28 protein-coding genes are annotated in these 26,010 nt (G+C 70.5%); 10 read left to right on the plus strand and 18 right to left on the minus strand.

Features of this window, described 5'->3' with window-relative positions; genetic code table 11:
* Together OG738_RS05685 and OG738_RS05690 are read right to left on the minus strand one after the other, a co-directional pair.
* Complete coding sequence (locus OG738_RS05685) at positions 1–1,161, minus strand: DUF3152 domain-containing protein (protein WP_329051812.1); 1,161 nt, start codon at positions 1,159–1,161, stop codon at positions 1–3.
* A gap of 80 nt (positions 1,162–1,241) precedes the next feature.
* Entirely contained in the window at positions 1,242–2,255 is a 1,014-nt protein-coding gene (locus OG738_RS05690) for an alpha/beta fold hydrolase (RefSeq protein WP_329051814.1), read from the minus strand.
* A 76-nt stretch (positions 2,256–2,331) separates the two neighbouring features.
* On the opposite strand from OG738_RS05690, the gene OG738_RS05695 reads away from it, so the two are divergent.
* A complete protein-coding gene (locus OG738_RS05695; protein ID WP_329051816.1) occupies positions 2,332–2,958 on the plus strand; it encodes a TetR/AcrR family transcriptional regulator in 627 nt (208 codons plus the stop codon).
* 8 nt (positions 2,959–2,966) lie between these two features.
* Here OG738_RS05695 and OG738_RS05700 read toward each other — a convergent pair whose 3' ends face one another.
* The gene (locus OG738_RS05700) at positions 2,967–3,878 is read right to left on the minus strand and encodes an alpha/beta fold hydrolase (RefSeq protein WP_329051818.1); all 912 of its coding nucleotides are present in this window, start codon (positions 3,876–3,878) and stop codon (positions 2,967–2,969) included.
* Positions 3,875–4,783 carry an AurF N-oxygenase family protein gene (locus OG738_RS05705; protein ID WP_329051819.1) on the minus strand — a complete coding sequence of 303 codons (909 nt, stop codon included), beginning with the start codon at positions 4,781–4,783 and terminating at the stop codon, positions 3,875–3,877. The genes OG738_RS05700 and OG738_RS05705 overlap by 4 nt, the downstream gene beginning before the upstream one ends.
* A 55-nt stretch (positions 4,784–4,838) precedes the next feature.
* Between OG738_RS05705 and OG738_RS05710 the strand changes: the two genes are divergently transcribed.
* Positions 4,839–5,606 (plus strand): TetR/AcrR family transcriptional regulator, encoded by a 768-nt coding sequence (locus OG738_RS05710; RefSeq protein ID WP_329051821.1) that lies wholly within the window; start codon positions 4,839–4,841, stop codon positions 5,604–5,606.
* On the plus strand, positions 5,603–5,920 hold the full coding sequence (locus OG738_RS05715; RefSeq protein WP_329051822.1) for a DUF4873 domain-containing protein: 318 nt from the start codon (positions 5,603–5,605) through the stop codon (positions 5,918–5,920). Before OG738_RS05710 ends, OG738_RS05715 begins: the two co-directional genes overlap by 4 nt.
* An 88-nt stretch (positions 5,921–6,008) precedes the next feature.
* Here the strand turns inward: OG738_RS05715 and OG738_RS05720 are convergent, their stop codons facing one another.
* From OG738_RS05720 to OG738_RS05730, 3 genes are all read right to left on the minus strand, one after another.
* Complete coding sequence (locus tag OG738_RS05720) at positions 6,009–6,464, minus strand: pyridoxamine 5'-phosphate oxidase family protein (protein ID WP_329051824.1); 456 nt, start codon at positions 6,462–6,464, stop codon at positions 6,009–6,011.
* Between the two features lie 184 nt (positions 6,465–6,648).
* Positions 6,649–6,879: a DUF3107 domain-containing protein gene (locus OG738_RS05725; RefSeq protein ID WP_013223016.1), complete on the minus strand. Its 231-nt coding sequence runs from the start codon at positions 6,877–6,879 to the stop codon at positions 6,649–6,651.
* Positions 6,880–6,998: 119 nt separating this feature from the next.
* Positions 6,999–7,652 carry a ferritin-like fold-containing protein gene (locus OG738_RS05730; RefSeq protein ID WP_329051830.1) on the minus strand — a complete coding sequence of 218 codons (654 nt, stop codon included), beginning with the start codon at positions 7,650–7,652 and terminating at the stop codon, positions 6,999–7,001.
* Positions 7,653–8,068: 416 nt separating this feature from the next.
* Here OG738_RS05730 and OG738_RS05735 point away from each other — a divergent pair, with 416 nt between their 5' ends.
* Positions 8,069–9,676, plus strand: a complete 1,608-nt coding sequence (locus OG738_RS05735) for a DEAD/DEAH box helicase (RefSeq protein ID WP_329056573.1) — start codon at positions 8,069–8,071, stop codon at positions 9,674–9,676.
* Positions 9,677–9,700: 24 nt separating this feature from the next.
* On the plus strand, positions 9,701–11,014 hold the full coding sequence (locus tag OG738_RS05740; protein ID WP_329051832.1) for an Rv3212 family protein: 1,314 nt from the start codon (positions 9,701–9,703) through the stop codon (positions 11,012–11,014).
* Between the two features lie 312 nt (positions 11,015–11,326).
* Here OG738_RS05740 and OG738_RS05745 read toward each other — a convergent pair whose 3' ends face one another.
* The 4 genes from OG738_RS05745 to OG738_RS05760 all read right to left on the minus strand — a co-directional run bounded on the left by OG738_RS05745 (position 11,327) and on the right by OG738_RS05760 (position 16,098).
* Positions 11,327–11,809 carry a hypothetical protein gene (locus OG738_RS05745; RefSeq protein WP_329051833.1) on the minus strand — a complete coding sequence of 161 codons (483 nt, stop codon included), beginning with the start codon at positions 11,807–11,809 and terminating at the stop codon, positions 11,327–11,329.
* Between the two features lie 12 nt (positions 11,810–11,821).
* The gene (locus OG738_RS05750) at positions 11,822–12,673 is read right to left on the minus strand and encodes a RecB family exonuclease (RefSeq protein WP_329056575.1); all 852 of its coding nucleotides are present in this window, start codon (positions 12,671–12,673) and stop codon (positions 11,822–11,824) included.
* A gap of 208 nt (positions 12,674–12,881) precedes the next feature.
* Positions 12,882–15,344 (minus strand): alpha-L-rhamnosidase-related protein, encoded by a 2,463-nt coding sequence (locus OG738_RS05755; protein WP_329051834.1) that lies wholly within the window; start codon positions 15,342–15,344, stop codon positions 12,882–12,884.
* 124 nt (positions 15,345–15,468) lie between these two features.
* Positions 15,469–16,098: a MarC family protein gene (locus OG738_RS05760; RefSeq protein WP_329051836.1), complete on the minus strand. Its 630-nt coding sequence runs from the start codon at positions 16,096–16,098 to the stop codon at positions 15,469–15,471.
* A gap of 250 nt (positions 16,099–16,348) precedes the next feature.
* Between OG738_RS05760 and OG738_RS05765 the strand changes: the two genes are divergently transcribed.
* Positions 16,349–17,611 carry an IS110 family transposase gene (locus OG738_RS05765; RefSeq protein ID WP_329056577.1) on the plus strand — a complete coding sequence of 421 codons (1,263 nt, stop codon included), beginning with the start codon at positions 16,349–16,351 and terminating at the stop codon, positions 17,609–17,611.
* Between the two features lie 52 nt (positions 17,612–17,663).
* Here OG738_RS05765 and OG738_RS05770 read toward each other — a convergent pair whose 3' ends face one another.
* From OG738_RS05770 to OG738_RS05780, 3 genes are read right to left on the minus strand one after another with little or no spacing between them, the layout of a single operon-like run.
* The gene (locus tag OG738_RS05770; RefSeq protein WP_442875865.1) at positions 17,664–18,527 is read right to left on the minus strand and encodes a PHP domain-containing protein; all 864 of its coding nucleotides are present in this window, start codon (positions 18,525–18,527) and stop codon (positions 17,664–17,666) included.
* 48 nt (positions 18,528–18,575) lie between these two features.
* On the minus strand, positions 18,576–19,136 hold the full coding sequence (locus tag OG738_RS05775) for a PH domain-containing protein (RefSeq protein ID WP_072481681.1): 561 nt from the start codon (positions 19,134–19,136) through the stop codon (positions 18,576–18,578).
* 20 nt (positions 19,137–19,156) lie between these two features.
* Positions 19,157–19,321, minus strand: coding sequence for a hypothetical protein (locus OG738_RS05780; RefSeq protein WP_329051841.1), 165 nt, complete (start codon positions 19,319–19,321; stop codon positions 19,157–19,159).
* A 196-nt stretch (positions 19,322–19,517) separates the two neighbouring features.
* On the opposite strand from OG738_RS05780, the gene OG738_RS05785 reads away from it, so the two are divergent.
* Positions 19,518–19,931, plus strand: coding sequence for an NUDIX hydrolase (locus OG738_RS05785; RefSeq protein WP_329051842.1), 414 nt, complete (start codon positions 19,518–19,520; stop codon positions 19,929–19,931).
* A gap of 143 nt (positions 19,932–20,074) precedes the next feature.
* On the opposite strand, the gene OG738_RS05790 is transcribed toward OG738_RS05785, so the two are convergent.
* Positions 20,075–21,166, minus strand: coding sequence for a DUF2332 domain-containing protein (locus OG738_RS05790; protein WP_329051844.1), 1,092 nt, complete (start codon positions 21,164–21,166; stop codon positions 20,075–20,077).
* 7 nt (positions 21,167–21,173) lie between these two features.
* Positions 21,174–21,677, minus strand: coding sequence for a MaoC family dehydratase (locus tag OG738_RS05795; protein WP_247014510.1), 504 nt, complete (start codon positions 21,675–21,677; stop codon positions 21,174–21,176).
* A 308-nt stretch (positions 21,678–21,985) separates the two neighbouring features.
* Here OG738_RS05795 and corA point away from each other — a divergent pair, with 308 nt between their 5' ends.
* From corA to OG738_RS05810, 3 genes are all read left to right on the plus strand, one after another.
* Complete coding sequence (corA, locus tag OG738_RS05800) at positions 21,986–23,068, plus strand: magnesium/cobalt transporter CorA (RefSeq protein ID WP_329051847.1); 1,083 nt, start codon at positions 21,986–21,988, stop codon at positions 23,066–23,068.
* A 170-nt stretch (positions 23,069–23,238) separates the two neighbouring features.
* Positions 23,239–23,889 (plus strand): metallophosphoesterase family protein, encoded by a 651-nt coding sequence (locus tag OG738_RS05805; protein WP_329051848.1) that lies wholly within the window; start codon positions 23,239–23,241, stop codon positions 23,887–23,889.
* A complete protein-coding gene (locus OG738_RS05810) occupies positions 23,886–24,725 on the plus strand; it encodes a chromosome partitioning protein ParB (protein ID WP_329051849.1) in 840 nt (279 codons plus the stop codon). Before OG738_RS05805 ends, OG738_RS05810 begins: the two co-directional genes overlap by 4 nt.
* Positions 24,726–24,729: 4 nt before the next feature.
* Here the strand turns inward: OG738_RS05810 and OG738_RS05815 are convergent, their stop codons facing one another.
* Both OG738_RS05815 and OG738_RS05820 read right to left on the minus strand, forming a co-directional pair.
* Complete coding sequence (locus OG738_RS05815) at positions 24,730–25,476, minus strand: hypothetical protein (RefSeq protein ID WP_329051850.1); 747 nt, start codon at positions 25,474–25,476, stop codon at positions 24,730–24,732.
* Positions 25,476–25,964: a SigE family RNA polymerase sigma factor gene (locus tag OG738_RS05820; RefSeq protein ID WP_329051852.1), complete on the minus strand. Its 489-nt coding sequence runs from the start codon at positions 25,962–25,964 to the stop codon at positions 25,476–25,478. Before OG738_RS05820 ends, OG738_RS05815 begins: the two co-directional genes overlap by 1 nt.
* Positions 25,965–26,010: the final 46 nt, after the last annotated feature.

Genomic DNA, 26,010 nt, shown 5'->3' on the forward strand with positions numbered 1-26,010 from the left:
TCACGGCGTGGGGTTCGGCCAGGAGTTGGTCTTGCAGATGCGGCCGTCCTTGGCCACCTTGCCCTTGTCGCCGCCGGGGATGTCGTTGAGCATCGAGACGTAGTCGTCGTTGACGCCGAACGACTGCTGCATCATCACCGGCGCGGGCTGGTCGTTGCCGCCGCAGCCGACGTGCTGGTTGCCCAGGGCGTGCCCGACCTCGTGGTTGATGGCGTACTGCCGGTACCCGGTCATGTCGGCGCCGTACGCCTTCGCGCCGCGCACCCAGCGGGCCAGGTTGATCAGCACGCGGCCGAGGCTCTTGCGGTAGCAGGACGCCTCGAACTTGATCTGGAACCCGCAGGCGTCCGGCCGGTGGGTGGTCTCCGGCGTGGTGAGGCTCACCCTGAACGTCGGGTTCGGGAAGGTGGCGTCCACTCGCTGGAACGCGATCTTGCCGTCCCACGTCCAGCCCTTGGCCGGGTCGGACAGCGTGCCCTGGACGGTCGAGGCGAAGGCGTCGTCGCCGGCGTAGCTCGCCGGGTCGATGCCGTCCTCGACCTCGATGGTGTACGTGTACAGCTTTCCGGTGCCGATCTTCGGGCCGGTGCCCGGCACCACGTGCCACTTGCCGGCGCCGGCCTGCGTGAACGGGCCGCCGTCGGGCAGCTCGGCGGTCGGCACCTTGAGGTCGACCGGGGTGGCCGGGTTCTCCGGGATGGCCTGCTCGCCGTTGCCGTCGATCGCGCCGCCGCCGGAGGTGTCGCCGCCCGCGGACTCGACGCCGTTGGCCGCGCCCTGCTCGGCGATCGGCTGGGCCGGGCTGTTGGCCGTGTTGACCACGACGAGCACGGTCAGTACGACCAGGATCGGCAGGGCGTAGACGCGCCAGCCGTAGGTCTTGGTGAACTTCGCGAAGCCGGCCTTCGGCGGCTCCGGCTTTTCGCGCGGGGCCTCGACGTGCGGCTTCCAGGTGGCGCTCAGCGGCTCGGCGCTGGTCCGCCGCCCGCCGGGGCGGTAGCGGTCCTCGCCGACGCGCTGGGCCGGCTGCTTCGCCGGGCGGTACTGCCCGGTGCGCGGGGCGTCTTCGGGCTCCGGGGAGCCGTGCGGCGTGCGACGGGCCGACGCACGGTGCGGCGACCGCCGATCCTCGCCTCGCGCGTCCTGCTTCACCCGATCCACCGCACCAGGGTGCCACAGCGCCACCGAACCGTTATCGGCGACTGGCGGTCCTCCCGGGGATTTGTCGTCACCCGATCGGGCTACCAGGTGCCGGCTTCGACGTGCTCCCACATGCCCAGGACCGCCTTGGCCACGACGATCGGGCGCTCCATCTGGGCCACGTGCCCCGTGCGCGGCAGCACGAGCAGCCGGGCCTTCGGGATCACGCGGGCCGTCCGCAGGGCGCGCCGCACGGAGATGACGCGGTCCTCGCGGCCCCAGACCACCAGCGTCGGCGCCTGGACCCGCGGGGCCGACGACCACAGCGACGCCTTCCCCAGCGTCGACCACGCCCGGAAGATCGCGAACGTGCTGCGCGCCATCGCCGGCGCGGCCCAGGTGAACCCGGCCCGGGCGCCGTGCTCTTCGGCCAGCTCGTCCAGCCGGCTCTCCGGGAACCGCGACGGGTCGGCGAAGCACAGCTTGATCACCTGCGCGGCGCGTTCGCGCGGCCCGAGGGCGGCCAGTTGGGCCCGCACCCGCGCGCCGACCAGCGGCAGGTACGCCAGCGCCATCCGCGGGTCCGACAGTCGCCGCGGGTCGGGGCGGCGGTCCGGCATCGCGGGCGAAATGAGCGTCAGCGTCTTCACCAGCTCCGGACGCCGCTCGGCGATGAGCAGCGCGATGGCGCCGCCCATCGAGTTGCCGAGCAGGTGCACCGGCGCGCCGACGTCCTCGATGTGCCGCGCGACGACCTCGGCGTGCGCCCAGAGCGTGAAGTCGAAGCCCGCTTCGGGCTCGGAGTAGCCGAAGCCGGGCAGGTCGGGCGCGGTGCCGCCGGCGACCGGCGCGAGCAGCGCGGCCAGGTCCGTCCAGTTCGTCGACGAGCCGCCGAGGCCGTGGACGTACACCGCCGGCACGCCGTCGGGGCCCGGCGTGCGGCGGACGTGGAGGCGGGCGGTGCCGACCTCCTCGAACGTCGCCGGCCACGGGGGCAGGATCGGGTCGAGGGAGGGCAGCTCCCTGGTCGAAAGCGGCACGTGCGTCAGCGGCGCCCGCGTGGTCACGGGGGTGTTCACGGATCCAGGATGCCCGACACTTGGCAAGGCATACATACCGGCGAGTAATCTTCAGGGCGACTTCACGCGGTGGCGACCCCGCCCGTCGAAGAGGAGAAGACGGGAGATGGGCATGACGGAGATGACACGGCTGCAGCAACGTGGGGTGCGCCTGCCCCGGACGGAGCGCCGGGCCCAGCTCCTCGCCGCGGCGCAGCGCGTCTTCGCCGAGAACGGCTACCACGCCGCCGCGATGGACGAGATCGCCGAAGTGGCCGGCGTCAGCAAGCCGGTGCTCTACCAGCACTTCCCCGGCAAGCTCGACCTGTACATCGCGCTGCTGGAGAGCCACGTCGACGAGCTGATCAAGCGCGTGCAGACGGCACTGGACTCCACGACGGAGAACCGGCAGCGCGTCCCGGCGACGGTCGGCGCGTTCTTCGACTTCGTCAGCGAGGACGCGGGCGCGTTCCGGATGGTGTTCGAATCCGACCTGCGCGGCGAGCCCGCGGTCCAGGAAGCGGTCGACCGCGCGACGTCGGCGAGCGTGGACGCGATCACCGAGACGATCACGGCGGACGCGGGTCTCGACGAGGACAAGGCGCGGCTGCTGGCCGTCGGGCTGGTCGGGATGAGCCAGGTCAGCGCCCGGTTCTGGCTGCAGCACCACCAGTCGATGAGCCAGGAGGAAGCGGTGGCCCTCACCGCCAACCTCGCCTGGCGCGGCATCGGCGGCGGCTTCCCCCTCAAGGACTCCTGACCAGTCGATCAGCGGCGGGCGGCCACCCGGACCAGGGCCGAGATGCGCCGGGCCACCTCGAACGGGCGTTCCTGCGGCAGCATGTGGCCCGCGCCCGGGAAGCGCACGAACTCCGCGTGCGGCAGCTCGTCCGCGATCACCTTCGCGTGCGCCAGCGGGCAGAGCCGGTCCTTCTCCCCCGCCAGCACCACCGACGGCACGTCGCACAGCGCGCCCAGCCCGCCGACGCCGCGATGGGCCGCGATCGCGTCCAGGAACATCCCCGCGCTCGCCGGGTGCGCGCTCAGCAGCTGCTCGACGACGCTGTCCACCTGCTCGCGCCCCGGGCGAAGCCCGAACACCAGCCGCCGCGCGACCGAGCGGACCAGCCCCGGCCGCAGCCGCAGCGTGTCCGACCGCAGCCGGGCGAGCAGGCGCGCCACCCGCGGCTCGAAGCGCGTCACGCCGCGGCCGACCAGGCCCGGGAACCCGAGCGTCAGCTGGTCCATGTCCCCCGACGACGTCGCGACGAACGCCGCCCCCGCCAGCCGCTCGCGAACGAGAGCGGGGTGCCGTTCGGCGAGCACCATGAGCGTCATGCCGCCCATCGAATGGCCGGCCAGCACCAGCGGCCCTGCGGGGACGCGGTCGGCGATCAGCTCGGCCAGGTCGTCGGCCAGCCGCGAGATCGTCGCCGAGCCGGGGCGCGCGTGTGCCGAGCCGCCGTGACCGCGCAGGTCGTAGCGCAGGACGCGCACGCCGGGATCGAGGTGCGGCAGCACGAAGTCCCAGGTCCGGTGGTCCTGCGTCCAGCCGTGCACGAGCACCAGCGTGACCGCCGAGTCGGCCGGGCCCGATTCCGCGACGTGCAGCGCGGCGCCGTCGCTCGCGACGAACCGGTGCCCGAGCGACGGGTCCCGGAGCCGCGACGCGGTGGTCACCGGCCCGCCGGGAGCAGGAACGACTTGCGCCAGAAGTACTTCCCGGGCAGCCCGACCAGGCCGGACTCCTCGAGGAACGGCATGATCTTCTCCCCCGCCCACGCGATCGTCCCCTGCCAGTGCGGGTTGTTCAGCGCCGCCTCGACGCCGTCGCGCGGCCGGATGCCGACCGCCTTGTAGACGTTCGGGTTGATGAACGCCCGCGTCACGAAGTACGAGATCAGCGCGATGATGAACTGCTGGTAGGCGATCTCGGCCTTCGACAGCTTCGCCATCCCGCGCGTGACTTCTTCGCGGGCGAAGGTGACGTGCCGCGCCTCTTCCAGCACGTGGATCCGGTTGACCATCCGGACCAGCGGCTGGACGCCGTCGTCGTTCATCTGCTCGCGCTGCAGCCGGTCGAGGACCTCCTCGGCGACCAGGATCGCGCCGTAGCGCGCCGGGCCGTAGGAGATCGTCGGCATCAGCTTCGCCAGCTTCCGCAGCCATGGCACCGGGCCATACGCGGGACAGCCGATCCGCGACGCCATCCGCGCGAACATCGTCGAGTGCCGGCACTCGTCGGCGATCTCGGTGAGCGCGAACTGGGCGTGCGCGGACGTCGGGTCCTCTTCGTAGACCTCCTTGAGCAGCATCTGCATCAGGAGGATCTCGAACCACAGCCCGGTCGTCGCGACGCTCGCTACCTCGTGCTTGCCCAGCTCGATGCGCTGCTCGGGGGTCAGCTTCTCCCAGAGTTCGGTGCCGTAGAGCGAGGAGCGTTCGTCCAGGATGAAGCGCTTGCCCTCGACGAGCGGCGCCGTCCAGTCGATGTCGACGTCGGGGTCGTAGAACTTGTTCGCCGACGACTTCAGCAGGCGGTCCGCGGTCTTCTCGCGATCCGGTTCCTTCAGCGTCCGCGTCATTGCCGACACCCCTTCCGCAATGTGTAACTTGAGGTAACAGTTACCTGTGCGTAGCATGAGCCTCGTGATCGAACGTGTCAAGCGCTCCGGCAAGCAGCCCAGGTCCTCGTCGCGCGACGAGGAGGCGACCGGCGACGCCCGCCGCGACCGCTGGCGCAAGCACCGGATCGCGCGGCGCAAGGAGTTCGTCGAGGCCGCGCTGCGGGCCCTCGACACGCACGGCCCCGACCTCGGCATGGAGGACGTCGCCGCGGAGGCCGGCGTCACGAAACCGGTGCTGTACCGGCACTTCGACGACAAGGCCGACCTCTACGTTGCCCTCGGCCAGCGCGGCACGGAGATCCTCTTCGAGCGGCTGATCCCGGCGATCAACGCGGAACTGGCGCCGGTCCCGCGGATCCGGATGGCGCTCGACGCGTTCTTCACGGTGATCGAGGAGCACCCGAACCTGTACCGGCTGCTGGCGCACGGGCGGCCGGAGAAGCCGGTGTCGTCGGACGTCGTGGCCGAGGACAAGGAACTGATCGCGACGGCGCTGACCGCGCTGCTCGGCGACTACATGCGGATGTTCAACATGGACTCCGGCGCGGCCGAGCCGTGGGCGCACGGCATCGTCGGCATGGTCCAGAACACCGGCGAGTGGTGGCTGGACCGCCGCTCGATGGGCCGCGACGCGGTGGTCGAGTACCTGACGCAGATCATCTGGGCGGCGATCGACGGGCTGACCCGCCAGAACGGCGTGGTCATCGACCCCAACCAGCCGCTGGAAGCCAACAAGGTGGTCCAGCTGGGCCGCGCGGAGGGCCTGGAGGAGACGTCATGACCGAACACGACGAAGACGGCTACAGCGGCGAAGCGACCTTGGTCGTCGACGGCGTCTCGCTGACGACGACGGTCGAGCTGCGCGGCTACTTCCAGCCGATCGACGGCTTCTACCGCTGGTACGGGCGGGTCGCGGTGAACGACGAGCTGACGAAGCTCGCCGGCGGCAAGAAGAAGGCCGTCGAGATCCGGGCGGGCTCCCACACGGCGACGGGCGAGCTTTCCGACCCGGACCCGTGGGGCCGCTACCGGATCATGGGAACGAGCACCCCGCCGTTCCCCGTGCCCACGACGCTGGAGGAGCTCAACGCCTGAAACGCCGTGAAGGCCTCCTCGATCGAGGAGGCCTTCACGGACTTCGGAACCGGCCCGGCCACCCCGCGCGGTGGCCGCACCGGCCGGATCAGGGGTGGCGCGGGCCCGGCAGCTCGCGTCCGGGCAGCCAGCCGTTCGGGATGTCCGTCGCCCGCCACCGGCGGACGCTCAGCCGGACCGCCGTGACCGGCGCGTCGAGGAACGGCGCCGCCTCCGGCACCTTGGCCACGAGCACCTCGCGCACCAGCGCGTCGTCTTCGGCCGGTACGACCTCGGCAAGGGCCTGGGCCTGCAGGAACGGCTGCATCGGCGAGCCCGTCGACACCACCACCGACACGACCGGGTTCTCCCGGACCGCGGCCAGCGTGCGGCCCCGGTTTTCGAGCACCAGGTTCAGCGTGAACGGCCCCGACTCGGCGAAGTACACCCCGCCCACCCAGGGGCCGTCGCTGCCGGAAGTCGCGAGGAACATCGACTTGTGCGCGCTGAGGGTGTTCCGCACGAGATCCGCCACATCGCCGGCCAACGGCTCGACAGTGGTCATGATGTTCGCTCCCGGAGTCGTCCGTCCGGGTCCTGTGACACCGGATCGCCAGCCGAAGCTAGGCGGCGGCTCCCCGACACTCCAAGGAACACGCACCGATCCGGTGAAAGTGCCCGCCCACCTGGGCGGCAAAGCACGAAGGCCACCCCGGGGAAGCCCCGGGGTGGCCTTCGCGGGCTACGAGTCAGTCGCCGACGCCGAAGCCGACCTTGCGGACGTCGGACGGGGCGATCTCGACGTACGCGATGCGGTCGGAGGGGACGATGTACTTGCGCCCCTTTTCGTCGTTGATGCGGAAGAGCCCGTCACCGGCCGTCAGGGCCTCGGCGACCAGCTTCTCCACCTCTTCGGGAGACTGGCCACTGGACACCACCAGCTCGCGCGGCGTGTCCTTGATGCCGATCTTGACCTCCACGTGGGACCTCCGCTGGAAATTCGTAAGGGATGTGCCGGCCAAGGCTAACCGAACCGGCTCGTTCCGGTGGCGCATGTCCGCGCCCGACCGCGTCGTCACTTCCGGGTACTCCATCGGGATCAGCCCAGGCCGAGCGCCTGCATGCGCTTCGTGTGCCCCTGTTGCAACCGCCGGAACAGCGCCGCAATTCCGGAGAGGTCGCCCGAGCCACCGATGATGAGCTCGGCCAGCCCGTCGCGCTCGGCGACGACGTACTGCGCCTGGGTGAGCGCCTCGCCGAGGAGGCGGCGCCCCCACAGGGCGAGCTTGTCGCGGGTCTTGGGGTCGGCTTCGATGCCGGCGGCGACTTCGCGTTCGGCGAACGCGGAGTGGCCGGTGTCGGCGAGCACGGTGAGCACGAGGTCCTTGGTCTCCGGGTCGAGCCAGCTGGCGATCTCGCGGTAGAGGTCGGCGGCCAGCCCGTCGCCGACGTAGGCCTTGACCAGCGACTCCAGCCACGACTTCGGCGGCGTCGAGGCGTGCCAGGCGTCCACCTGTGCCACGAACGGCCCCATCGCGTCTTCGATCTTGACGTCGTGGCCGGCCAGGTGCTGGGCGAGCAGGCCGTAGTGACCGATCTCCGCGGCCGCCATCTGCGCCAGCGCGGCCCGCCCGGCCAGGGTCGGGGCACTGCGCGCGTCTTCGGCCATCCGGTCGAACGCGGATAGTTCGAGGTAGGCGATCACACCCAGAAGGTCGACTACGCCTTCTGAGATCTCTTTCGGCTCGGTCACGGGGGCAGGGTATCGCCGAAGCACCCGGGCGTGTCGGGACGAGACCGATCACACTGGTTCCGGCGTGCCGGGTACTGTCGAAAAACTGCTGACCAGGTACACTGCGTTTGATATCGAAGCTTCCGTACGTCATACCGACGTCGGGAAACAGGCAGGTCACGTGGCCTGTCGACGTACTGCAATGTGCGTGCACGCCTCTTCCGGCATTCCCGGGACGGACCGGTTCCGCGCTTCAGATCAGCGCCAGGGACCAGGGTTTACTCCCGGTCGAGTGTCGAGCGGACCCACGGCTGTGCGCGCTGGTCACGAGAGAGGCGATCACCCTGACCGCAGAAATTCCCACAACCGAACAGACCCCCGCCGTCGCGCTGGAACACAGCGAGACCGGCCCGGCCGCGCTCGACACGTCGCACCCGCTGCAGGCGGGCGTCGAGGTCGAGCCCGAAGCCCCGACCTTCGCGTCCTTCGGCGTCAAGCCGGAGATCGTCAAGGCCCTCGGCGAGGCCGGCATCGAGCGGACGTTCGCCATCCAGGAGCTCACGCTGCCCCTGGCCATGGCCGGCGACGACCTCATCGGCCAGGCCCGCACCGGCATGGGCAAGACGCTGGGCTTCGGCGTCCCGCTGCTGCACCGCGTGCAGGTCCCCGGCGACGGCACCCCGCAGGTGCTGGTCGTGGTGCCGACCCGCGAGCTGTGCATCCAGGTCGCGAACGACCTCAAGGGCGCCGGCAAGCACCTCGGCATCCGGACACTGGCCATCTACGGCGGCCGCCCGTACGAGCCGCAGATCGAGGCCCTGCGCAAGGGCATCGACGTCGTGATCGGCACCCCCGGCCGGCTGCTCGACCTGGCCGAGCAGCAGCACCTGGTGCTGGGCAAGGTCCGCGGCCTGGTCCTCGACGAGGCCGACGAGATGCTCGACCTGGGCTTCCTGCCCGACATCGAGCGCATCCTGCGGATGGTGCCGGACGAGCGGCAGACGATGCTGTTCTCGGCCACCATGCCCGGCCCGATCATCACGCTGGCCCGCACGTTCCTGCGGCAGCCGACGCACATCCGCGCCGAAGAGAACGACGCGAGCGCGATCCACGAGCGCACCACGCAGTTCGTCTACCGGGCGCACTCGATGGACAAGCCCGAGGTCGTCGCCCGGATCCTGCAGGCGGCCGACCGCGGGCTCACGATGATCTTCAGCCGCACCAAGCGCACCGCGCAGAAGGTGGCCGACGACCTGGTCGAGCGCGGCTTCGCGGCCGCCGCCGTGCACGGTGACCTGGGCCAGGGCGCCCGCGAACAGGCACTGCGCGCGTTCCGCTCCGGCAAGGTCGACGTGCTGGTCGCGACCGACGTCGCGGCCCGCGGCATCGACATCGACGACGTCACGCACGTCATCAACTACCAGTGCCCGGACGACGAGAAGACCTACGTCCACCGCATCGGCCGTACCGGCCGCGCGGGCCGGACCGGCGTCGCCGTCACCCTCGTCGACTGGGACGAGATGCCGCGCTGGAAGCTGATCTCGGACACCCTCGGCCTCGACAAGCCGGAGCCGGTGGAGACGTACTCGTCGTCGCCGCACCTGTACGCCGACCTGGGCATCCCCGAGGGCACGACGGGCCGGCTGCCGCTGGGCAAGCGCACCCGCGCCGGCCTCGGTGCCGAGGTGGAAGAGGACCTGGGCGGCAAGCGCCGCGGCCCGCGTGGCCGGGGCAAGGCCGACGACACGCCGTCGGAAGACGCGCCGCGCAAGCGCAACCGCAGCCCGCGCAAGCGGACCCGTGGTGGTGCGCGCTCGGCCGAGGCGATCGAGGCCGCGGACAACGCCGCCGCCACGTCTTCTTCGGAGGACGCGCCCGCCTCGGAGGGACGCACCCGGGCGCGTCGCCGCACCCGCGGCACGGCGCCGGAGACGACCGGTCCCGCGGTCGAGAAGGAAGCCGGCGAGAACGCCGAGCGGCCGGCTCGGCGGCGCCGCCGTCGCCGTCCCGCCGCGACGTCTGATACACCTGCGTCGGCAGACTGAACCTGAACGCGGGGGTCCGGGCACGTGAGCGACGTCGAGAAGACGCCTGAAGAGACTCCTGAATACGGTTCCGAGGACGTGCTCGAGGACGCTCCCGAGAGCACTCCGCCCGCCCCGCGGGTCAAGGCGCGCCGGTCGCCTTGGAACCGCGGGCGGGACCGGGTGATCGCCGCGCTGATCGCGGTCGTCGTGGTCGCCGTCGCGCTGGTCATCGGCGTGACGAGCGACAGCGCGGCCACCGACCGGACGGAGGCGGCGGCACCCCCGCCGTTGCCCGCGGCGCCGGACAAGGTGCCGGGTTCGCTGGCCGAGCTGTGGAGCGCCCCCAGCGGCGCGACGCCGGTCCCGGTGGTGGCCGGCGACGAAGTGGCGACGGCGGACGGCGGCGAGGTCGCTTCCCGCGACCCGCTGACCGGGCAGATCCGCTGGCACTACACGCGTGACCTGCCGTTGTGCACGATGAACGAGACGTGGGGGCGGCTGAACGCCGTCTACGCCAAGTCGCTGGGGTGCAGCGAAGTCACGCAGCTCGACCCGGGCACCGGGCGGATCACGGCCCAGCGCAACGGCAACGCGGAGCTGGGCACGCGCCTGGTCAGCGACGGTTCGCACGTGACGACGACGGGCAAGAAGCTCCTGACGACCTGGCGCGACGACCTGGTGCAGAGCGCCGAATACGGCCAGGTCCCGGCGCTGGTCAACGCGGGCAAGCAGCCCCGCACCGGCTGCACGTACGGCACGGTCGCGGCGGCGTCGGGCAAGGTCGGCGTGATCGAGCGCTGCCCGGGCGACCCGGCGGACCGCTTGACGGTGTACAAGGCGGCCCCGGAGAAGGACGACGAGCCGTCGGTGGCGTTCAGCAGCGTGCTGGCGGGCAAGCGGGCGCGCGTGATCGCGATGTCCGGCGACCTGACGGCGGTGGTCCTGCCGGACCGGAAGCTCATGGTGGTCTACAACGGCGACGGTTCCCAGCGCGCGGCGTACCCGTTGGACGTGCCTGCTTCGGACCTGGCGGCGGACCCTGCCGGGGGTACCGAGGCGACGACCCAGACGGCGCAGAACATGTACTGGTTCAGCGGGTCGAAGGTGCTGGCCTTGTCGCGCGACGACCTTTCGCCGCGATGGACGTTGAGCAGCGCGTCCGGGCCGGGGATCTTGTTCGCGCAGCAGCTGGTGGTCCCGATCAAGGGCGGCTTGGCGGTGTTGAACGAGAACGACGGTTCGACGATCCGCACGGTCGGCGTGGATCGGCGCGGGTACGCCGGAGTGGTCCGCCTGGGCGCGGCAGGCCCGGTCCTGCTGGAAGAGCGCGGCACCACGCTGACCGCCCTGAAGTAACGACTTCCGGCTCCGCTCACGCGAGTTCCGGCCCCAATCACGCGAGTTCCGGGCTCAATCACACGAGTTCCGGCTGCAACCACATGAGTTCCGGCTTCGGGCACGCGACCCGTCCGTCCAGGCACGCGTGTCGTCCGTCCAGGCACGCGAGTTCGCCGTTCCGGTACCGCGATCTTGTGGCATCGGTTGCGTTGTTCGCGTGACGGAAGGGGCGTCTCGCGTGTCTGCAGGGGCATCACGCGTGATTGAGGAGGCATCACACGTGATCGGGAGCGGAACTCGCGTGATCGGGAGCGGAACTCGCGGGCGGGGTTACGTGAGCCAGAAGAGGGTCAGGGCGGAGGCCGTGAACAGGACCACCGCGAGGCCAGCACCTGCGGCCGGGACACCGTTGCGGCGGTCCGCGACTCGCTGGGCGAGCAACGCCAGCGCCGCCGCGACCGGGTGGCCGATCAGCAGGACCGGGCCGGGGCCCGGTGCGCCCGTGTAGAGGTCGATTCCCGCGACCACCAGGACTCCGATCGTCAGGACCGTGAGGCCGGCCGCGAGTGAGCCGGTGAATCCACGCCACCAACGGCCGCCGGGCTTCGAGGGCTTGGTGGGCTCTTCCGCGGCAGGTTCCAGCCGCTCAGGTTCGACACGTTCCTGAGGAACCGTCTGCGCCTCGGGCGCGCTCGGCTCGGTGGGCAGCGGCTCCGTCTGTTGCTGCGGAACCACCCCAGCGGCCGGCTCGGCCTCCGGCGACCCTGCGGGCGACGGCACCGTGGCCAGTTCGTCGGTGTCCGGTGAAGCCACTTTTCCTCCCGGTCAGGGCGCGAGCAGGTCCCACGGCTGTGCCTGCGGGGCCGCTTCCTTCCCCACCTCGCAGCTCGGCCTGAAGTCGCACCAGGCGCAACGGCGGTCCGGGCGGGCCGGGAACAGCACGTCCGCGTCGCCGCCCGCGTCCAGGGTATCCGTGGCCAGTCTCAGGTCTCCGGCGGTCTCGTCGGCGCGTTGGAGGTGCCTCCGCAGGCTCTCCGGCGTGTGCTCGGCCGCCGCGATCGTGCCGGTCGGGAGGTGGTGCAGCTCCACCGTCGTGCACGGCATCCGCAGCGTTCGCGCCGCCGCCACCGCGTACAGCGCCAACGCCTGCGAAGCCCGGGCCTCGTACTCGTCCGGCGGCCGCCGGCCCGTCTTGTAGTCCACGATGACGAGTGCGCCGTCACGGGCGTCGATGCGGTCCGCGCGACCCTCGATGATCATCGACGGCCGCTCCCCCGGCGATGGGCTGACCGGCGCCGACACCCAGCGCTCGAGCCCGACCGGGTCGTGCGTGACGTCGTTGTCCTCGACGTACTCCGCCACCCAGCCCTTCGCGCGGGCCCGGTAGCGCGCCGCCTGCTCTTCGCTCTCGAAGCCCGCGTCCTTCCAGTACTCCGCCACCAGCGCCACCGCCCGCTGCGGCACCCGCTTGAGCACCGGCAGGTCGAACAACGCCCGCAACGCGTTGTGCACCACCGCGCCGAGCGTGCTGTGCGCCCACGGCCCCGTGCGCTGCGGGGTCGGCCGTTCGAGGTACGCGAGCCGGTACCGGCGCGGGCAGTCGTCGAAGGTGGCCAGCCGCGCCGGCGACACCTTCGTGAGCCGCACCGGTTGCGCGACGCCGAAGTCGAACCCCATCTGCTCCTTCACGCCGCCCACGCTACGCACCACCACCGACAGTTTTTCCGGGGGTTCGGGTGGCGGAGCCCCCGACCTGGGGCGAAGCCCCAGATGTCACCGACAGTTTTTCCGGGGGTTCGGGTGGCGGAGCCCCCGACCTGGGGCGAAGCCCCAGATGTCACCGACACTTCCGCGCGGGGCGAGCCGCCCCGCGCGGAAAGTGTCGCTACCGCACCACCAGGACCGTGTGCGTGCCGCCGGAGACGGTCAACGGACCCGCCGCGCGGAGCGGGCGCCCGTCCAGCAGGACCAGCCGACCACCGGGAACCACCAGCGAACCGGACGTCCCCCGCGGGGCCGTGACCGTCAGCGAGAACACCGAACCCTGCTGAGACCACGAAGCCGACAACGCACCCTTCGGCGTCGGTACCGCTCCCCGTGCCCAGGCGACAGAACCCGTGTGCGGCGAAACCGTCCACGTCGCGAAGCCCGGCGAAGTCGGCGAGACGCCCAACAACTCGTTCGTCAACGCCGGCACGACGCCGGTCGACCAGCCGTGCGCAGCCGAGGTGTACCCCTGCTCGTACTGCGAACCGCCGTCGCCGATGCCCTCCCACGCCGTGATACCCGGGTCGTGGCTGGTCATCCAGCCGTACATCCGCTTGATCTGGTCGATCGCCGAGTCCGGCTGCCCGCTCCGGAACCGCGCCTGCAGCTCAGGGAACGACGTGAACGCGTACACGCGCTTCGTCCCGTCGGCGACGAGAGTGTCGTTGTCCATGAAGGGATTCCCGTACGGCAACGCCCCGGCGGCGAGCCGCGCCAACGCCGAAGTCGCCTGCGACGGCGAGGCGATCCCCGCCACGATCGCCTGGCTGTTGCCGTCCTGGCCGTGCCGCACCGCGCCCGTCCCCGAGTCGAGGTACGCCCCGGCTGCCGGGTCCCACAGATACTGGTTCACCGCCGCCGCGACGCCGGAAGCCCGCGCGAGCCAGCGATCCGCGTCGGAAGCGTGCCCCGTCGCACGCGCCAGGCCCGCCGCGCCCTGAAGCGCCCGGACGTACAACGCGTTGTAGTACGTCACTTCGCCTGTACGCGGCAGGAACGCGTAGTCGCCGTAGCCGCTGGTGCCGTTGAGGCCCTTCGCGAGCAACCCGCGCGAATCGGTGACCGACGGATACCACGCGTCGAGCGCCTTCACGAGGTTCGAGTAGTACGAAGACACGTACGCGGTGTCGCCCGTGTAGAGCACGTAGTCCCAGCTCGACGTCACCCACCAGAGCGGATAGTCGAACAGCGGCAGCGTGTAGTCGTTGATCGACGCGGGCGGGATCCAGCCGTCCGCGCGCTGGTGGTCGGCCAGGTCGGCGAGCACGTTGCGCGCCGCCGTGCCGTCCTGGTGGGTCAGGTACTCGGTCAGCCCGGACACCGCGACGTCGCCGACGTACGGGTCCCGGTCGCGCTTCGCGCCGTCGTGCAGCACCAGCTTCCCGTCCAGTGACGGCGAAAACGCGCCGCGCGGGTCCACATCGGACTCGCGGAACGTGTCCATGGCCAGCTCGTTGGTGTACGACGCCGCGTACCAGTACTTGTTCAGGTCGGCGTCCGACGACTCGAACCAGCCGCGGTAGCTGTCCGGCGTGCCGAGGAACGGCGTGAAGTCGAGCGAGACGCCGCTGATCCGCACCTCGCCGGACGGCTGTGCGAGCGGCGCGTCCGACGCCAGCGCGTCGAGGCTGATCCGCAGGTAGCGGAAGCCGTGCAGGCCGTCCGCGCACACCTGCGTCCCGGCGGCGCAGCCCTTCGTGTCGCGCCAGACCGTCGGTGTCGCCGGCACGGCGTACTGGTCGCTGCCCGGGCCGCCCGAGAAGTCCGAGCGGGTGAAGTCGGAGCGTTCGCCCAGGTACTGCTGGGTTTCCGAGAACGACAGCCGGACGCCCGGCCGGTTCGCCGACGCGCCCGCGAAGGTGATCTTCGGGTATCCCGCGACGACCTTGGCGAAGTCGACCACCGCGACCGGCACCGGCGGGTCGGCGACCAGGCCCGGCCAGACCTCGTTCACACGGCTGAACTCGCCCGACGGGGTGTTCTGGTCCTTCGTGACGGTGATCCGGACCTGCGCGGTGGTCACCGGCCGGTCGAACGCGACCGCGCGCTGAACCGCGGTGTTGCCGGTGACGGACGCCGCCACCCGCCACGCGCCGCCGTCGAGCACCTCGACCGTGAAGTCCTGTGGCACACCGTCCACACTGGACAGGACGGTGACGCCGGGGAGCGCGACCGGCGCGGCCGAGGTGATCGTCAGGACGTCCGGGTAGGCGCCGATGGTGTCGTCGTTCCAGAACGTGTCCACGTTGCCGTCGACGGCGTTGCCGGGGTCGTACGTCCGCGGCTGGCCGTTCCCGCCGTTGTTGGGCGCGTGGAACGACGACGCGGCCGCCGTCGTCCCGCCCGGCCACGCCGGCTTCGGCGGCGGCGCCTGCCGCTTGAACGTCGTGACGCCCTTCCCGAGCAGGCCGTCCGGGTTCGCGACGTCGCCGGTCGTGGACAGCACCTGCACGGGCCGGACGTCGCGGCTCGACGGCGCCACGACGTACTTCTGCCAGCTCGGCGCGGCGTCCGCGGGCGCGGCCACCACACCGCTCGCCACCAGGACCGTGACCGGCAGGAATGCTCTGAGCCACTTCATCGAGGCCTCCGCAAGGCGTTTGAATCGTTTCAATCGCTGGGTTGGGATTCAGGCTGCGCGAAGCGTGCCAACGATGTCAACGAAGCCGGCGGTTCCTGTCCGGCAGGACAACCCGAAAGGCGGGTCAGTTCCCGCCGGCGATGAAGCCGCGCACGGAGTTCGCGACGAGCTCGACGGCGATGGCCGCGAGCAGCAGGCCGGCCACCTTGGCCAGCAGCGTGATGCCGCTTTCCTTGATCAGCCGGATGACGACGCCGGAGTAGCGCATGCAGATGTAGATCACGAAGTGCGTCGTGACGATCGCCAGCGCCAGGGCGATGTACGCGCCGAGGTGGCCGTCGGCCTGGCGGACGAACACGATGGTCGCGGCGATCGCGCCGGGGCCGGCCAGCAGCGGCGTGCCGAGCGGGACGAGCGCGATGTTGACGTCTTCCGCCGCCGCCTCCGGCTCGTGCCCGTTGCCGGTCAGCAGCTGCAGCGAGATGAGCAGGAGCAACAGCCCGCCCGCGCCCTGCAGCGCGGGGATGCCGATGCCGAGGTAGGCCAGGATCGCCTGGCCGGCGACCGCGAACAGGCTGATGACCAGCAGCGACACCAGGACGGCCTGCCGGGCGGCGCGCGCCCGCGTCGCCACCGGCTTGCGGCCGACGAGGCTGAGGAACACCGGCACCGTGCCGGGCGGATCCATGATGACGACCAGGGTGATCGTCGCGCTCATGAAGAGCCTCGCGTCGAAGAAGTCGGCGATCGCCATGTCAGAAGCTCCCGTCTGTTTCGCAGGCTTCACGGGGCTGGGAAGATGGGGTGGGCCGCTCGGTAAGCCGGTTGGACTGTGATGCGGTGAGAGCTCGAATGTCAGAATGGTGATGGAGGTCCGCTCCGGGACTACGGTTTGTGCCAGACCGGCGGTGCGCCGCCGCACGAGCACGTGTGTCAGTTTCGCTGCTTCCCGGGACCTCTCCGAGCGGCCCACCCAGGACGACAGGACCGATGGGTGGTACATCATGACAAAATCGTCGGCGCGGGACGAGGTGCTGTACCTGCGCGCTGCGGGTGTGGATGTCGGCAAACGGTTCGTGATGGCATGCGTACGCACCCCGGACCCGCGCCGGGCAGGCCGATGGCTGCTGGAGACCGAACGGTTCGACACCACCGCCGGGGCCATCCGGGACCTGCGTGACTGGCTGACCGAACACGCAGTCGAAATCGTTGCCCTGGAAGCCACCTCGGACTACTGGCGTGCGGTGTATTACCCGCTGCAGGACGCCGGGCTGAACCTGATGCTGGTCAACCCCGCCCACCTGCGCGGGATCAAGGGCCGCAAGACCGACCCATCGGATGCGGCGTTCCTGGCCCGCGCCGCCGCCTCGGGAATGGTGCTGGCCTCCTTCGTACCCGACCGCGCGATCCGCGAACTGCGGGAACTGACCCGCCGCCGCACCGAAATCCGCGCCGACCGCGGCCGCGAAATCCAACGACTGGAAAAAGAACTCGAGGACAGCGGCCTCAAACTGACCAGCGTCCTGACCGACGTCACCGGAGTCAGCTCGCGGCGGATCCTGGCCGCATTGATCGACGGCGAACGCGACCCCGCCACACTGGCCGAGCTGGCCCTCAGCCACGCCCGCGCCAAGATCCCCGCCCTCACCGTGGCGCTGGAGGGCACGTTCACCGACCACCACGCTTTCATGTGCCGGCACTTCCTCACCCAGATCGACCACCTCGCCGAACTGGTCACCGAACTGGACATGCGGATCGCCGACCTGATGCGCGACCGCGACCGGGACCTGAACAACCTCGACACCATCCCCGGCATCGGGCGCACCGCCGCCGAGATCATCATCAGCGAGACCGGTGGAGACATGGCCCCGTTCGCCACCGCCGCGCACCTGGCCTCCTGGATCGGCGTCTGCCCCGGCCTCAACGAATCGGCCGGGGTGAACAAATCCGGCCACACCCGCCACGGCAACGCCAACCTCAAACGCATCCTCGGTACCGCCGCCATGGCCGCGATCAAGCAAAAGAACTCCTACTACGCCGTCTACTACCGGCGCCTCGCCGCCCGCCGCGGCCGGCAACGAGCCCTGGTCGCCGTCATGCACAAACTCACCATCGCGATCTGGCACATCCTGACCGACAAGGTCACCCACCACGACCTGGGCGCCGACTACTTCACCCGCCGCGACCCCCAGCGCACCATGCACCAGATCGTCAAGCAGGCCAACGCCCTGGGCATGACCGTCCGCTTCGACCCGATCCCAGCCTGACGCAGGACCCCAACAACCACACACCGACCAGCGAATCGCACTCATCTTCGTGTCAGCCCTTCACGACCTGGAACCCCGTCGCACGCGAAACGAGTTCTTCGAGCTGCCCGGGATCGGTGGTGCACTCGCCGAGCGCGATCGTCTTGTTCGTGCCGTGGTAGTCGCTGGACCCGGTGACGAGCAGGCCCAGCTCACCCGCCAGCGCACGGGTGCGGGCCCGCGTCGGCGCGTCGTGGTTCGGGTGGTCGGCTTCGACGCCGGTGAGCCCGTGCGCGGCCAGCTCGGCGAGGGTGTCCTCGCTGATCGTGGCGCCGCGGCTGAAGGCGAAGGGGTGCGCGATGACCGTGACGCCGCCGGCCGCGCGGATCATGGCGATGGCTTCTTCGACGGGCGTGTCACGGCGGGCGACGTAGTAGCCGCGGCGCGGGCTGAGGTAGTCGGCGAAGGCCTCGTCGACGGACTTGACCAGCCCGGCGCGGACCAGCGCCTGGGCCAGGTGCGGGCGCCCGGGCGGCGAGTCCTCGGGCAGGAGGCCGAAGATCTCGTCGGCGTCGACCGGCAGGCCGTCGGCGGCCATCCGCTCGGCCATCCGGCGCAGCCGCGTGCGGCGCTCGACGCGCAGCCGGGTCTGCTCGGTGACGACGGGCTCGGACGTCGGGTCGAAGAGGTAAGCCAGCAGGTGGACGCTGATCTGGCGGCCGGTTTCGGGGTCGATCGACACCGTGGAGAGCTCGGCGCCGGGGACCAGGGTCAGGCCCGGCGGCACGGCTTCGGTGGCGGGCGCCCAGCCCGCGGTGGTGTCGTGGTCGGTGATCGCGACGACGTCGAGCCCGGCTCTCGCGGCCGCGGCGACGAGCCCGGCCGGCGAGTCGGTGCCGTCGGAAGCGGTGGAATGGGCGTGCAGGTCGATGCGCATCGTGTCCATTGTCGACGATGCGCTACGTCACACCCGCGGCGGTACGCCTCAGCCGACCGGCTTCTTCCCCCGCGCCGCTCGTTGGGCCTTGATCATCGAGAAGCGCTCGGCCTGCTTCTGCTTGTCGCCGAAGACGAGCTCCGAGATCGTGTCGTAGAACTCTTCGGGCCGCGGGAGGTAGTCGATCCGGTTCAGCGCCTGGATCTGACCGGCCGACTCGACGACCATCGTGCCGTAGCCCATCATGCGGCCGGTGGCGGTGCGCACGTAGCTGAGGTCGGTGACCTTGCTGATCGGCATCATCAGCACCTTGGTGGTGAAGACGCCGGTGGTCATCACGAACCGCTTGTCGGTGACCACCAGGCGCTCGACCCACCACTCCATCACCTGGTAGGCGAAGCGCAGCACGACGAGCAGCGCGACGTACCAGAGGATGTTCTGGCCGATGTACAGCGCCGGTGGCAGCAGGTAGGACACCAGGACGCAGACGGCCAGCAGCGCGGCCGCTTCGAAGGTGTCCCACAGCAGCACCGCCCAGTGGCGGCGGATCCGGATGACCCGCCGCTCGGTGTCGAGGAGGTACTCGTCGGGGTCGCGTGGCGCGAACATGGTTCGAGGGTAGCCCCCGATCAGCGCTTGAACACGTTGCTGACGAAGGTGATCACCGATTCGGCCGAGCTGCGCAGGAAGTCGACGATGTTGCCGACCAGGCCCGCGGCCTGACCGGGCTGGGCAATGACGAAGAACAGCACCAACGCGATACCGGCGAGGCCCGCAATCTTCTTCACGTTCACCGCGATCAAATCCCGTCTCTTACGGTGACACCGGACAACAGCACAAATCCTGACTTTTTACGTTGTACCGCACTGAACAGGCGCGCGGGAGGGAAGTCCCGCGCTTGGGTCAGCACGCGGTCCGAAGTGTACCGTACGGCTACTCTCCGTGTACAGGACATCCGTTTTCAGTTCGGTCACGTCTACCCTTCGGGACATGGACGGCCGCACCAGCACCACGATCCGCTGCGTAGGCGGCATCGCGTTCGACTCGTACGGCCGATTGCTGCTGATCCGGCGGGCCAATGATCCCGGTTCGGGGCAATGGTCGCTGCCGGGTGGCCGAGTCGAACCGGGCGAAACGGACAAGGAAGCGGTGATACGGGAGCTGCGAGAGGAAACCGGACTCGACGTGATTCCCGGCACACTGGTGGGGTCGGTGATCAGGGGGCCGTACGCGATCTTCGACTACCGGTGCGAAGTGGCCGGCGGAGTTCTCACGGCGGGTGACGACGCCTCGGACGCTCGTTGGTCCGATGCGGCAGACCTGTCGGCCCTGGAGGCGGCCGGATCGCTGGTGGAGCTCCTCTACGTGACGCTGCGTGACTGGAAGGCGTTGCCGAAGGCTTGAAACTGGCCGGAGAGCAGCCCCCGCCCTCCCTGGGGGCCGGCCCCGCCTCCAGCGTATCGGGCCGCTCCGACGAACAGGCGGGAAAGCGCCGCCGCGAGCCGAGCTGTCCACAACACCGCGAGGCTGTGGGCAACCCCCGTCGCCTACAGCGCCAGCCAGGTCATCCGCTGCCCGTGCGGGGCCGTCCGGGCCAGCGCGTGCGCCTCCGGCTTGCCGTCCTCCCAGCGCACCACGCCCAGTGTCGCCAGGCCGTTTCCGACCAGATCCGAGCGGCCCGGCAGCACCAGGTCGAGCCCGGCGCCGTAGAACTCCTCCGAAACCCACCACAGCGGCCGCGAAGCCGCCAGCGAAGCCAGCGCGGAGACGAACGCCGCACGCCGGTCGGCCGGGAAGTACGCCAGCGCGTGGCTCGTCACCACGACCAGGGGCCCCTCCAGCGACGCAGCCGCCGAAGCGAGGTCGTCGACGCCGTCGCCGGCGATCAACCGTGGCCGGTGCTTCGCCTGCTCGGCCGCCGCCGTCCTCAGCAACCGGATGCGGTCCGGCTGGTCGGCCCAGACGCACGCCTCCAGCCACGCCAGCTCGTCCTCGTCCGAGAGGTCCACCGGCGCCCGGTCCAGCCCGGCCCGGTCGAGCAGCGCGAGCTTCTTCGGCAGCTTCGGCGCCACCGCTCCCGGGGCGAGGTCCAGTGCGCAGTGCAGCCCGACCGCGGCCTTCGCCGGGCCCGCCGTCAGCTGCTCGCCGCCGTCGCACTGGTAGCGGTAGCCGAAGCGGTCCAGGCCCAGCAGGAGTCCCGCGCTGCAGCCGACTTCCAGCAGGGAAACCTTGCCGCCCGCTTCCTTCGCCGCCCGCGCCACGCCCGGGTACAGCAGAGCCGCCCGCCGGACCTCGTTGGTCTGCGTGTAGCGCGACGCAATCAGCGCACGGGCCTTGTCCGCCCGCTCCAGCAGGAACGACCGGAACAGCGGCCAGGTCTCCGAGTCGACGCCGTCGAAGCCGCCCAGCGACGGGTAGTAGCGCGAGAGCGGGTGGATCGGGTCGGCCTGCACCAGCCGGTGGGCCGTCGCCATCAGCAGGGTCGCGCGCACCTCGCCGTCGCGAGCGGCCGACAGCAGGCCCGCGACGTCGTCGTCGGCGGCCGCCTGCAGCGCGAGGTGCTCGTACAGCGGCGAGACCCCGCGGGCTTCGACTTCCGCGAACGTGCGCAGTACGTCCTTGATGCGGTCCAGGTCCATCAGAGCCTCATTCGTGCGGCACCGGCCGGCCCGGCTGCTCCCCGCCCCGAGTCTCCCCGTAGGAGCGCTTCGGCACCATCACCTTCCGCCGGAAGGTGCACACGATCAGGCCGTCCTGCTTGTAGCCGCGGGTCTCGACGTACACGACGCCGCGGTCGTCCTTGGACTTCGACGGCGTCTTGTCCAGCACCTCGGTCTCGCCGTAGATGGTGTCGCCGTGGAAGGTCGGCTTGACGTGCTTGAGGGACTCGACCTCGAGGTTCGCGATGGCCTTGCCGGAAACGTCGGGCACCGACATGCCCAGCAGCAGCGAATAGACGTAGTTGCCGACCACGACGTTCTTGCCGAAGTCGGTCGTCTCCCCGGCGTAGTGCGCGTCCAGGTGCAGCGGGTGGTGGTTCATGGTGATCAGGCAGAAGAGGTGGTCGTCGTACTCGGTGACCGTTTTGCCCGGCCAGTGCTTGTAGACCGCACCGACCTCGAACTCCTCGTAGTACCGACCGAACTGCACTCGTCTTCTCCTGTTCAGGTAACGCGGCGTGAGGCTGGTACGACACGCATCCGTAGTGAGGAGTACCCTCAACCATTGGTTCTCGCGCGTCAACGCGAGCCCCACCACTCTGCACCCGGCCCGAAGGAGGTGAGGAACCCCGATGAGTAGTGGCGATAGTCCGCTCCCTAGTACTCCCAGCGTTCCCACCTCACGGGTCGTCTCCAGGTAGGCCTTTCTCTTCCCGGGAACGCTGGTGTCGCCGGGCGGACGCGTTCCGCCCTGGTCAGTCGTCTCGCACGACCAACGCACGACGCCCAGGAGATCCCATGCCTGCCATTCCCTCGCTCGGCGGCCTTCGCGGCCGCGGCAACAAGGGCGCCGTCCCCGTCCGCCCGGTCCCGGTGCCGCTGTCCGCGTACGTCGTGGACTGCGCGGTGTACGTCGCGGGCGAGCGCCTGCCCGGCCGCTGGACGCACGTCGAAGCGATCAAAGAGGTCCGGAAGCGCCACGAGGGCTTCGTCTGGATCGGCCTGCACGAGCCGGACTCCCAGCAGATCCAGGGCATCGCGGAGACGTTCGGGCTGCACGAGCTGGCCGTCGAAGACGCGCTCGAAGCGCACCAGCGGCCGAAGTTGGAGCGCTACGACGACACGCTCTTCCTCGTGGTCAAGACCGTCCGGTACGTCGAACACGAGTCACCCACCACGGCGAACGAGATCGTCGAGACCGGCGAGCTGATGGTGTTCCTCGGCCGGGACTTCGTGATCACCGTCCGCCACGGGAACCACTCGGGCCTGGCACGCCTGCGCCGCGAGCTCGACGAGGATCCGGAGCGGCTGAAGCTCGGCCCGTCCGCGGTCGTGCACGCGATCGCCGACCACGTCGTCGACCACTACCTCGACGTCACGGGCCGCATCGAGAACGACATCGACGTCATGGAGGCGCAGGTCTTCGCGCCCCGCTCGCAGATCAGCGCCGAGCAGATCTACCTGATGAAGCGGGAGGTCCTCGAGCTGCGCCGGGCGGTGATGCCGCTCGCCACGCCGGTCCAGCGCCTGGCCGAGGGCTACACGCGGCTGGTGCCCGACGAGGTCCGCTCCTACTTCCGCGACGTCGCCGACCACCTCACGACCGTGTCCGAGCGGGTCGCGGCGTTCGACGAACTGCTGTCCACCCTGGTCGACGCGACCGTCGCGAAGATCTCCCTGCAGCAGAACACCGACATGCGCAAGATCACGTCGTGGGCGGCGATCATCACCATTCCGACGATGATCGCGGGCATCTACGGGATGAACTTCGACTACATGCCCGAGCTGCACTGGAAGTTCGGGTACCCGCTGGTGATCACCGTGATCCTGGCGATCTGCCTGTTGCTGTACCGAATATTCCGGAAGAACGGCTGGCTCTAGTCCCCTCTTCCCCATCGGAGTGTTCGCCATGTCCCGCATGCTGTCCAACCTCAAGTTCTGGGCGCTCGCGCTCAGCCTCGTCTGGATCTTCGTCATCACTTTCGTCATCGTCGCCGACCCCGGGTTCGCGCACGGCATGAAGTAGGACCGAGGCGTCGTACCCTGGGTGCGTGCCGAAAGCGCTGGTGGTCTCCGACGAGGTCGACGAGCGGCTGTGGACCGACGCGGTCCGCGCCGTCTCCGTCGACCTCGTCATCGGCGCCGGCGACCTCCCCTACGACTACCTCGCGTTCCTGGCCAGCGCGCTCGACGCGCCGTGCGTGTTCGTGCCCGGCAACCACGACCCGGACCTGAGCGGCTACACGCGCTACGGCGGGCTGTCCATGAAGGACGGTTTCCCCACGGTCTGGCCGGGCCCGGCGGGCGGCATCAACGCCGACGGCCGGGTCGTCGACGTCGCCGGGTTCCGGTTCGCCGGGCTCGGCGGCTCGATCCGCTACAACGACGGCCCGAACCAGTGGACGCAGCGCCAGCAGGCGCGCCGGGCCCGCCGCCTGGTGCGGCGCGCGCGGTGGCGGCGGCGGCGCGACGGCCGTGACGTCGACGTCCTGCTGACGCACTCGCCGCCGCTGGACCTCGGCGACCGGGCGGACCCGCCGCACCGCGGGTTCGCGTGCCTGCACCGGACGATCGAGGTGCTGCGCCCGAAGTGGTTGCTGCACGGGCACATCCACCCCCACGGCGAGCCGGTGCCGGACCGGGTCGTCGGCGAAACCCGGATCCGCAACGTGGTGGGTCACCGGATCATGGAGTTCTCATGAAAGAGACGGGGTTCCCCCGCGCCGACGCGGAGAACGACTTCCTCCGCGCGCGCCGGGGCCAGGTGCTCTCGCGGCTTTCGACGTGGCTGCGCCGCGAGCCCGACGACGTCAACATCATGCTGCCGTTCCACGAGGTGGTGGAGGCGCTCGGCTACCTCGGCGAGCACCGGATCGGGCTGCGGGTGATCAAGCTGGACTCGATCGCCGGCACGGTCGACCGCAGCCGCGACTTCGACCGCCGCTTCCGCCCGACGTCGGCCCGGGTCCGCGAACGCTGGGAGCGCCTGGCGCTGGCCGCGCGCCGGGGCGAGGAGATCCCGCCGATCGAGGTGTACCGCGTCGGCGAACTGCACTTCATCATCGACGGCCACCACCGCGTGTCGGTCGCGCTCGCGCAGGGACTGTCCACAATAGAGGCGTTCGTGACGGTCGTGCGGACCAAGCTGGACCCGAGCGGCATCCGCCACCGCGGCGACCTGATCGTCAAGGACTACCGGCGGCTGTTCCTGGAGCGAGTGCCGCTGACGGGCCACGCGCGGGCGTCGGTGATCGTGTCGGACCCGTGGGACTACGCGAGGCTGGGCGAGCACGTGGAGGCGTGGGGTTTCCGGCTGATGCAGGACGAGGGCAAGTTCTGCGACCGGGCGAGCGTGGCGCAGCGGTGGTTCGACGAGGAGTTCGTGCCGGTGGTGGGCATGCTGCGGCAGGCGGGGATGGTGGGCGACCGGACGGACGCCGAGGCGTACATGTGGGTGGCGGCGGAGCGGTACCGGCTGATCCGGACCCACCGGTGGGACGACGAGGTCATCGAAACGCTCCGCTCCCGCCGGCACTGAAACGCTAGAAGCCCAGCCCCGGCGTCAACGCCAAGTCCCGCACCTGGGCCAGCGTCAACGTCGGCTCCGGACGCTGCGCCGGCAGCCGAACGTCCTTCTGCGCCAGTACCCCGCTGTTGTTCGCCGAGAACTGCACGAACACGTCCGGGGCCGCCAGCGCCACGCGGTGGGTCACGACCTCGCCCGAGCGCAACGTCGACAGCCACAGCTGCCCTTGGGGCGTCGGCTCCGAGCGGCACACGACCTCTTCCGGTGTGCCGCCGCACGGCGGGCCGCCCGCGTTGCCGGTCGGCAGGACCAGGACGTACACCGAGCCCGATCCCCGCGCGTCGGTCACCCGGACCCCCAGGTGGAACAACGCTTCCCGGGGCGCGGCCCCGGCCGGGTCGGCGATCAGGTGGAACGGGTCCGCCGGCGGGGTCTCCCCCGGGCTGGTCAACCGCGAGATCCGCGCCCGCGGGTCGAGCATCGACCGGACGGCGTTGCCGATGAGGCAGCTCAGCCGGTCGGTGATCTGCGCGCGAGTGCCGGAAGCCGAGGGGCACGGCGCGCTCGCGACCTCGCCGCGGTGCGGCAGCACCACCACCGCCAGCCCCAGCGCGAGCACGACCACGAACAGCGCCACCGCCCCGGTGAGCAGGTACCGGCGGCGGGAAAGGCGGGCCGCCGAAAGGACCTCTTCACCGGTCAGCCCCAGCGGGGGCTCGCCCTCGGTCACGTAGGCCGTCAAGGCGGCTCGGACGTCCTCCATCACCACTCCTCCGTCGTCGGCGCGGGCAGGGCCGCGCGCAGGGCTTCGACCCCGCGAGCCGTCTGGGACTTGACCGTGCCTTCGGCGATGCCGAGCAGCGACGCGACCTCCGTCACCGGGAGGTCTTCGAGGAACCGGAGCACGACCATCGCGCGCTGCCGGGGGGTCAACCCGGAAAGAGCGCGCTCGACGTCGAGGCGCAGGGGCGTGTCCCGGCCGGGTGGTGACTCCCCCTCCGGCAGGACAGCCGTCACGTATTCGTGCCCGGACTTCCGGCGCCCGGTGAGGAAGAGGTTCAGCAGGATGCGGCGCGCGTAGGCGTCGACGGTGTCGGGGCGGACGCGCCGCCAGCGCCGGTACAGCTGCACGAACATGGCCTGGACCAGGTCCTCGGCCGCGTACCAGTCACCGCAGAGTGCGAACGCGACGCGCCGGAAGCGCTGCACGCGCGCCGCGAAGTACTCGCTGAAATCGAGGTCTCTGGACACCCCACCCGGCCCTCCTTCGCACGTTCTCAGTCTTACTAGTGCGCGG

It is taken from the genome of Amycolatopsis sp. NBC_01488 (assembly GCF_036227105.1).
Lineage (GTDB): Bacteria > Actinomycetota > Actinomycetes > Mycobacteriales > Pseudonocardiaceae > Amycolatopsis.

Bases quoted from the DNA above. Each gene is read 5' to 3' on its own strand.
- OG738_RS05690 (WP_329051814.1), bottom strand. From the start codon at position 2,255: ATGTATGCCTTGCCAAGTGTCGGGCATCCTGGATCCGTGAACACCCCC.
- OG738_RS05695 (WP_329051816.1), top strand. From the start codon at position 2,332: ATGACGGAGATGACACGGCTGCAGCAACGTGGGGTGCGCCTGCCCCGG.
- OG738_RS05705 (WP_329051819.1), bottom strand. From the start codon at position 4,783: ATGACGCGGACGCTGAAGGAACCGGATCGCGAGAAGACCGCGGACCGC.
- OG738_RS05710 (WP_329051821.1), top strand. From the start codon at position 4,839: ATGAGCCTCGTGATCGAACGTGTCAAGCGCTCCGGCAAGCAGCCCAGG.
- OG738_RS05715 (WP_329051822.1), top strand. From the start codon at position 5,603: ATGACCGAACACGACGAAGACGGCTACAGCGGCGAAGCGACCTTGGTC.
- OG738_RS05720 (WP_329051824.1), bottom strand. From the start codon at position 6,464: ATGACCACTGTCGAGCCGTTGGCCGGCGATGTGGCGGATCTCGTGCGG.
- OG738_RS05750 (WP_329056575.1), bottom strand. From the start codon at position 12,673: ATGGGGTTCGACTTCGGCGTCGCGCAACCGGTGCGGCTCACGAAGGTG.
- OG738_RS05755 (WP_329051834.1), bottom strand. From the start codon at position 15,344: ATGAAGTGGCTCAGAGCATTCCTGCCGGTCACGGTCCTGGTGGCGAGC.
- OG738_RS05760 (WP_329051836.1), bottom strand. From the start codon at position 16,098: ATGGCGATCGCCGACTTCTTCGACGCGAGGCTCTTCATGAGCGCGACG.
- OG738_RS05765 (WP_329056577.1), top strand. From the start codon at position 16,349: ATGACAAAATCGTCGGCGCGGGACGAGGTGCTGTACCTGCGCGCTGCG.
- OG738_RS05770 (WP_442875865.1), bottom strand. From the start codon at position 18,527: ATGCGCATCGACCTGCACGCCCATTCCACCGCTTCCGACGGCACCGAC.
- OG738_RS05775 (WP_072481681.1), bottom strand. From the start codon at position 19,136: ATGTTCGCGCCACGCGACCCCGACGAGTACCTCCTCGACACCGAGCGG.
- OG738_RS05785 (WP_329051842.1), top strand. From the start codon at position 19,518: ATGGACGGCCGCACCAGCACCACGATCCGCTGCGTAGGCGGCATCGCG.
- OG738_RS05790 (WP_329051844.1), bottom strand. From the start codon at position 21,166: ATGGACCTGGACCGCATCAAGGACGTACTGCGCACGTTCGCGGAAGTC.
- corA (WP_329051847.1), top strand. From the start codon at position 21,986: ATGCCTGCCATTCCCTCGCTCGGCGGCCTTCGCGGCCGCGGCAACAAG.
- OG738_RS05810 (WP_329051849.1), top strand. From the start codon at position 23,886: ATGAAAGAGACGGGGTTCCCCCGCGCCGACGCGGAGAACGACTTCCTC.
- OG738_RS05815 (WP_329051850.1), bottom strand. From the start codon at position 25,476: ATGGAGGACGTCCGAGCCGCCTTGACGGCCTACGTGACCGAGGGCGAG.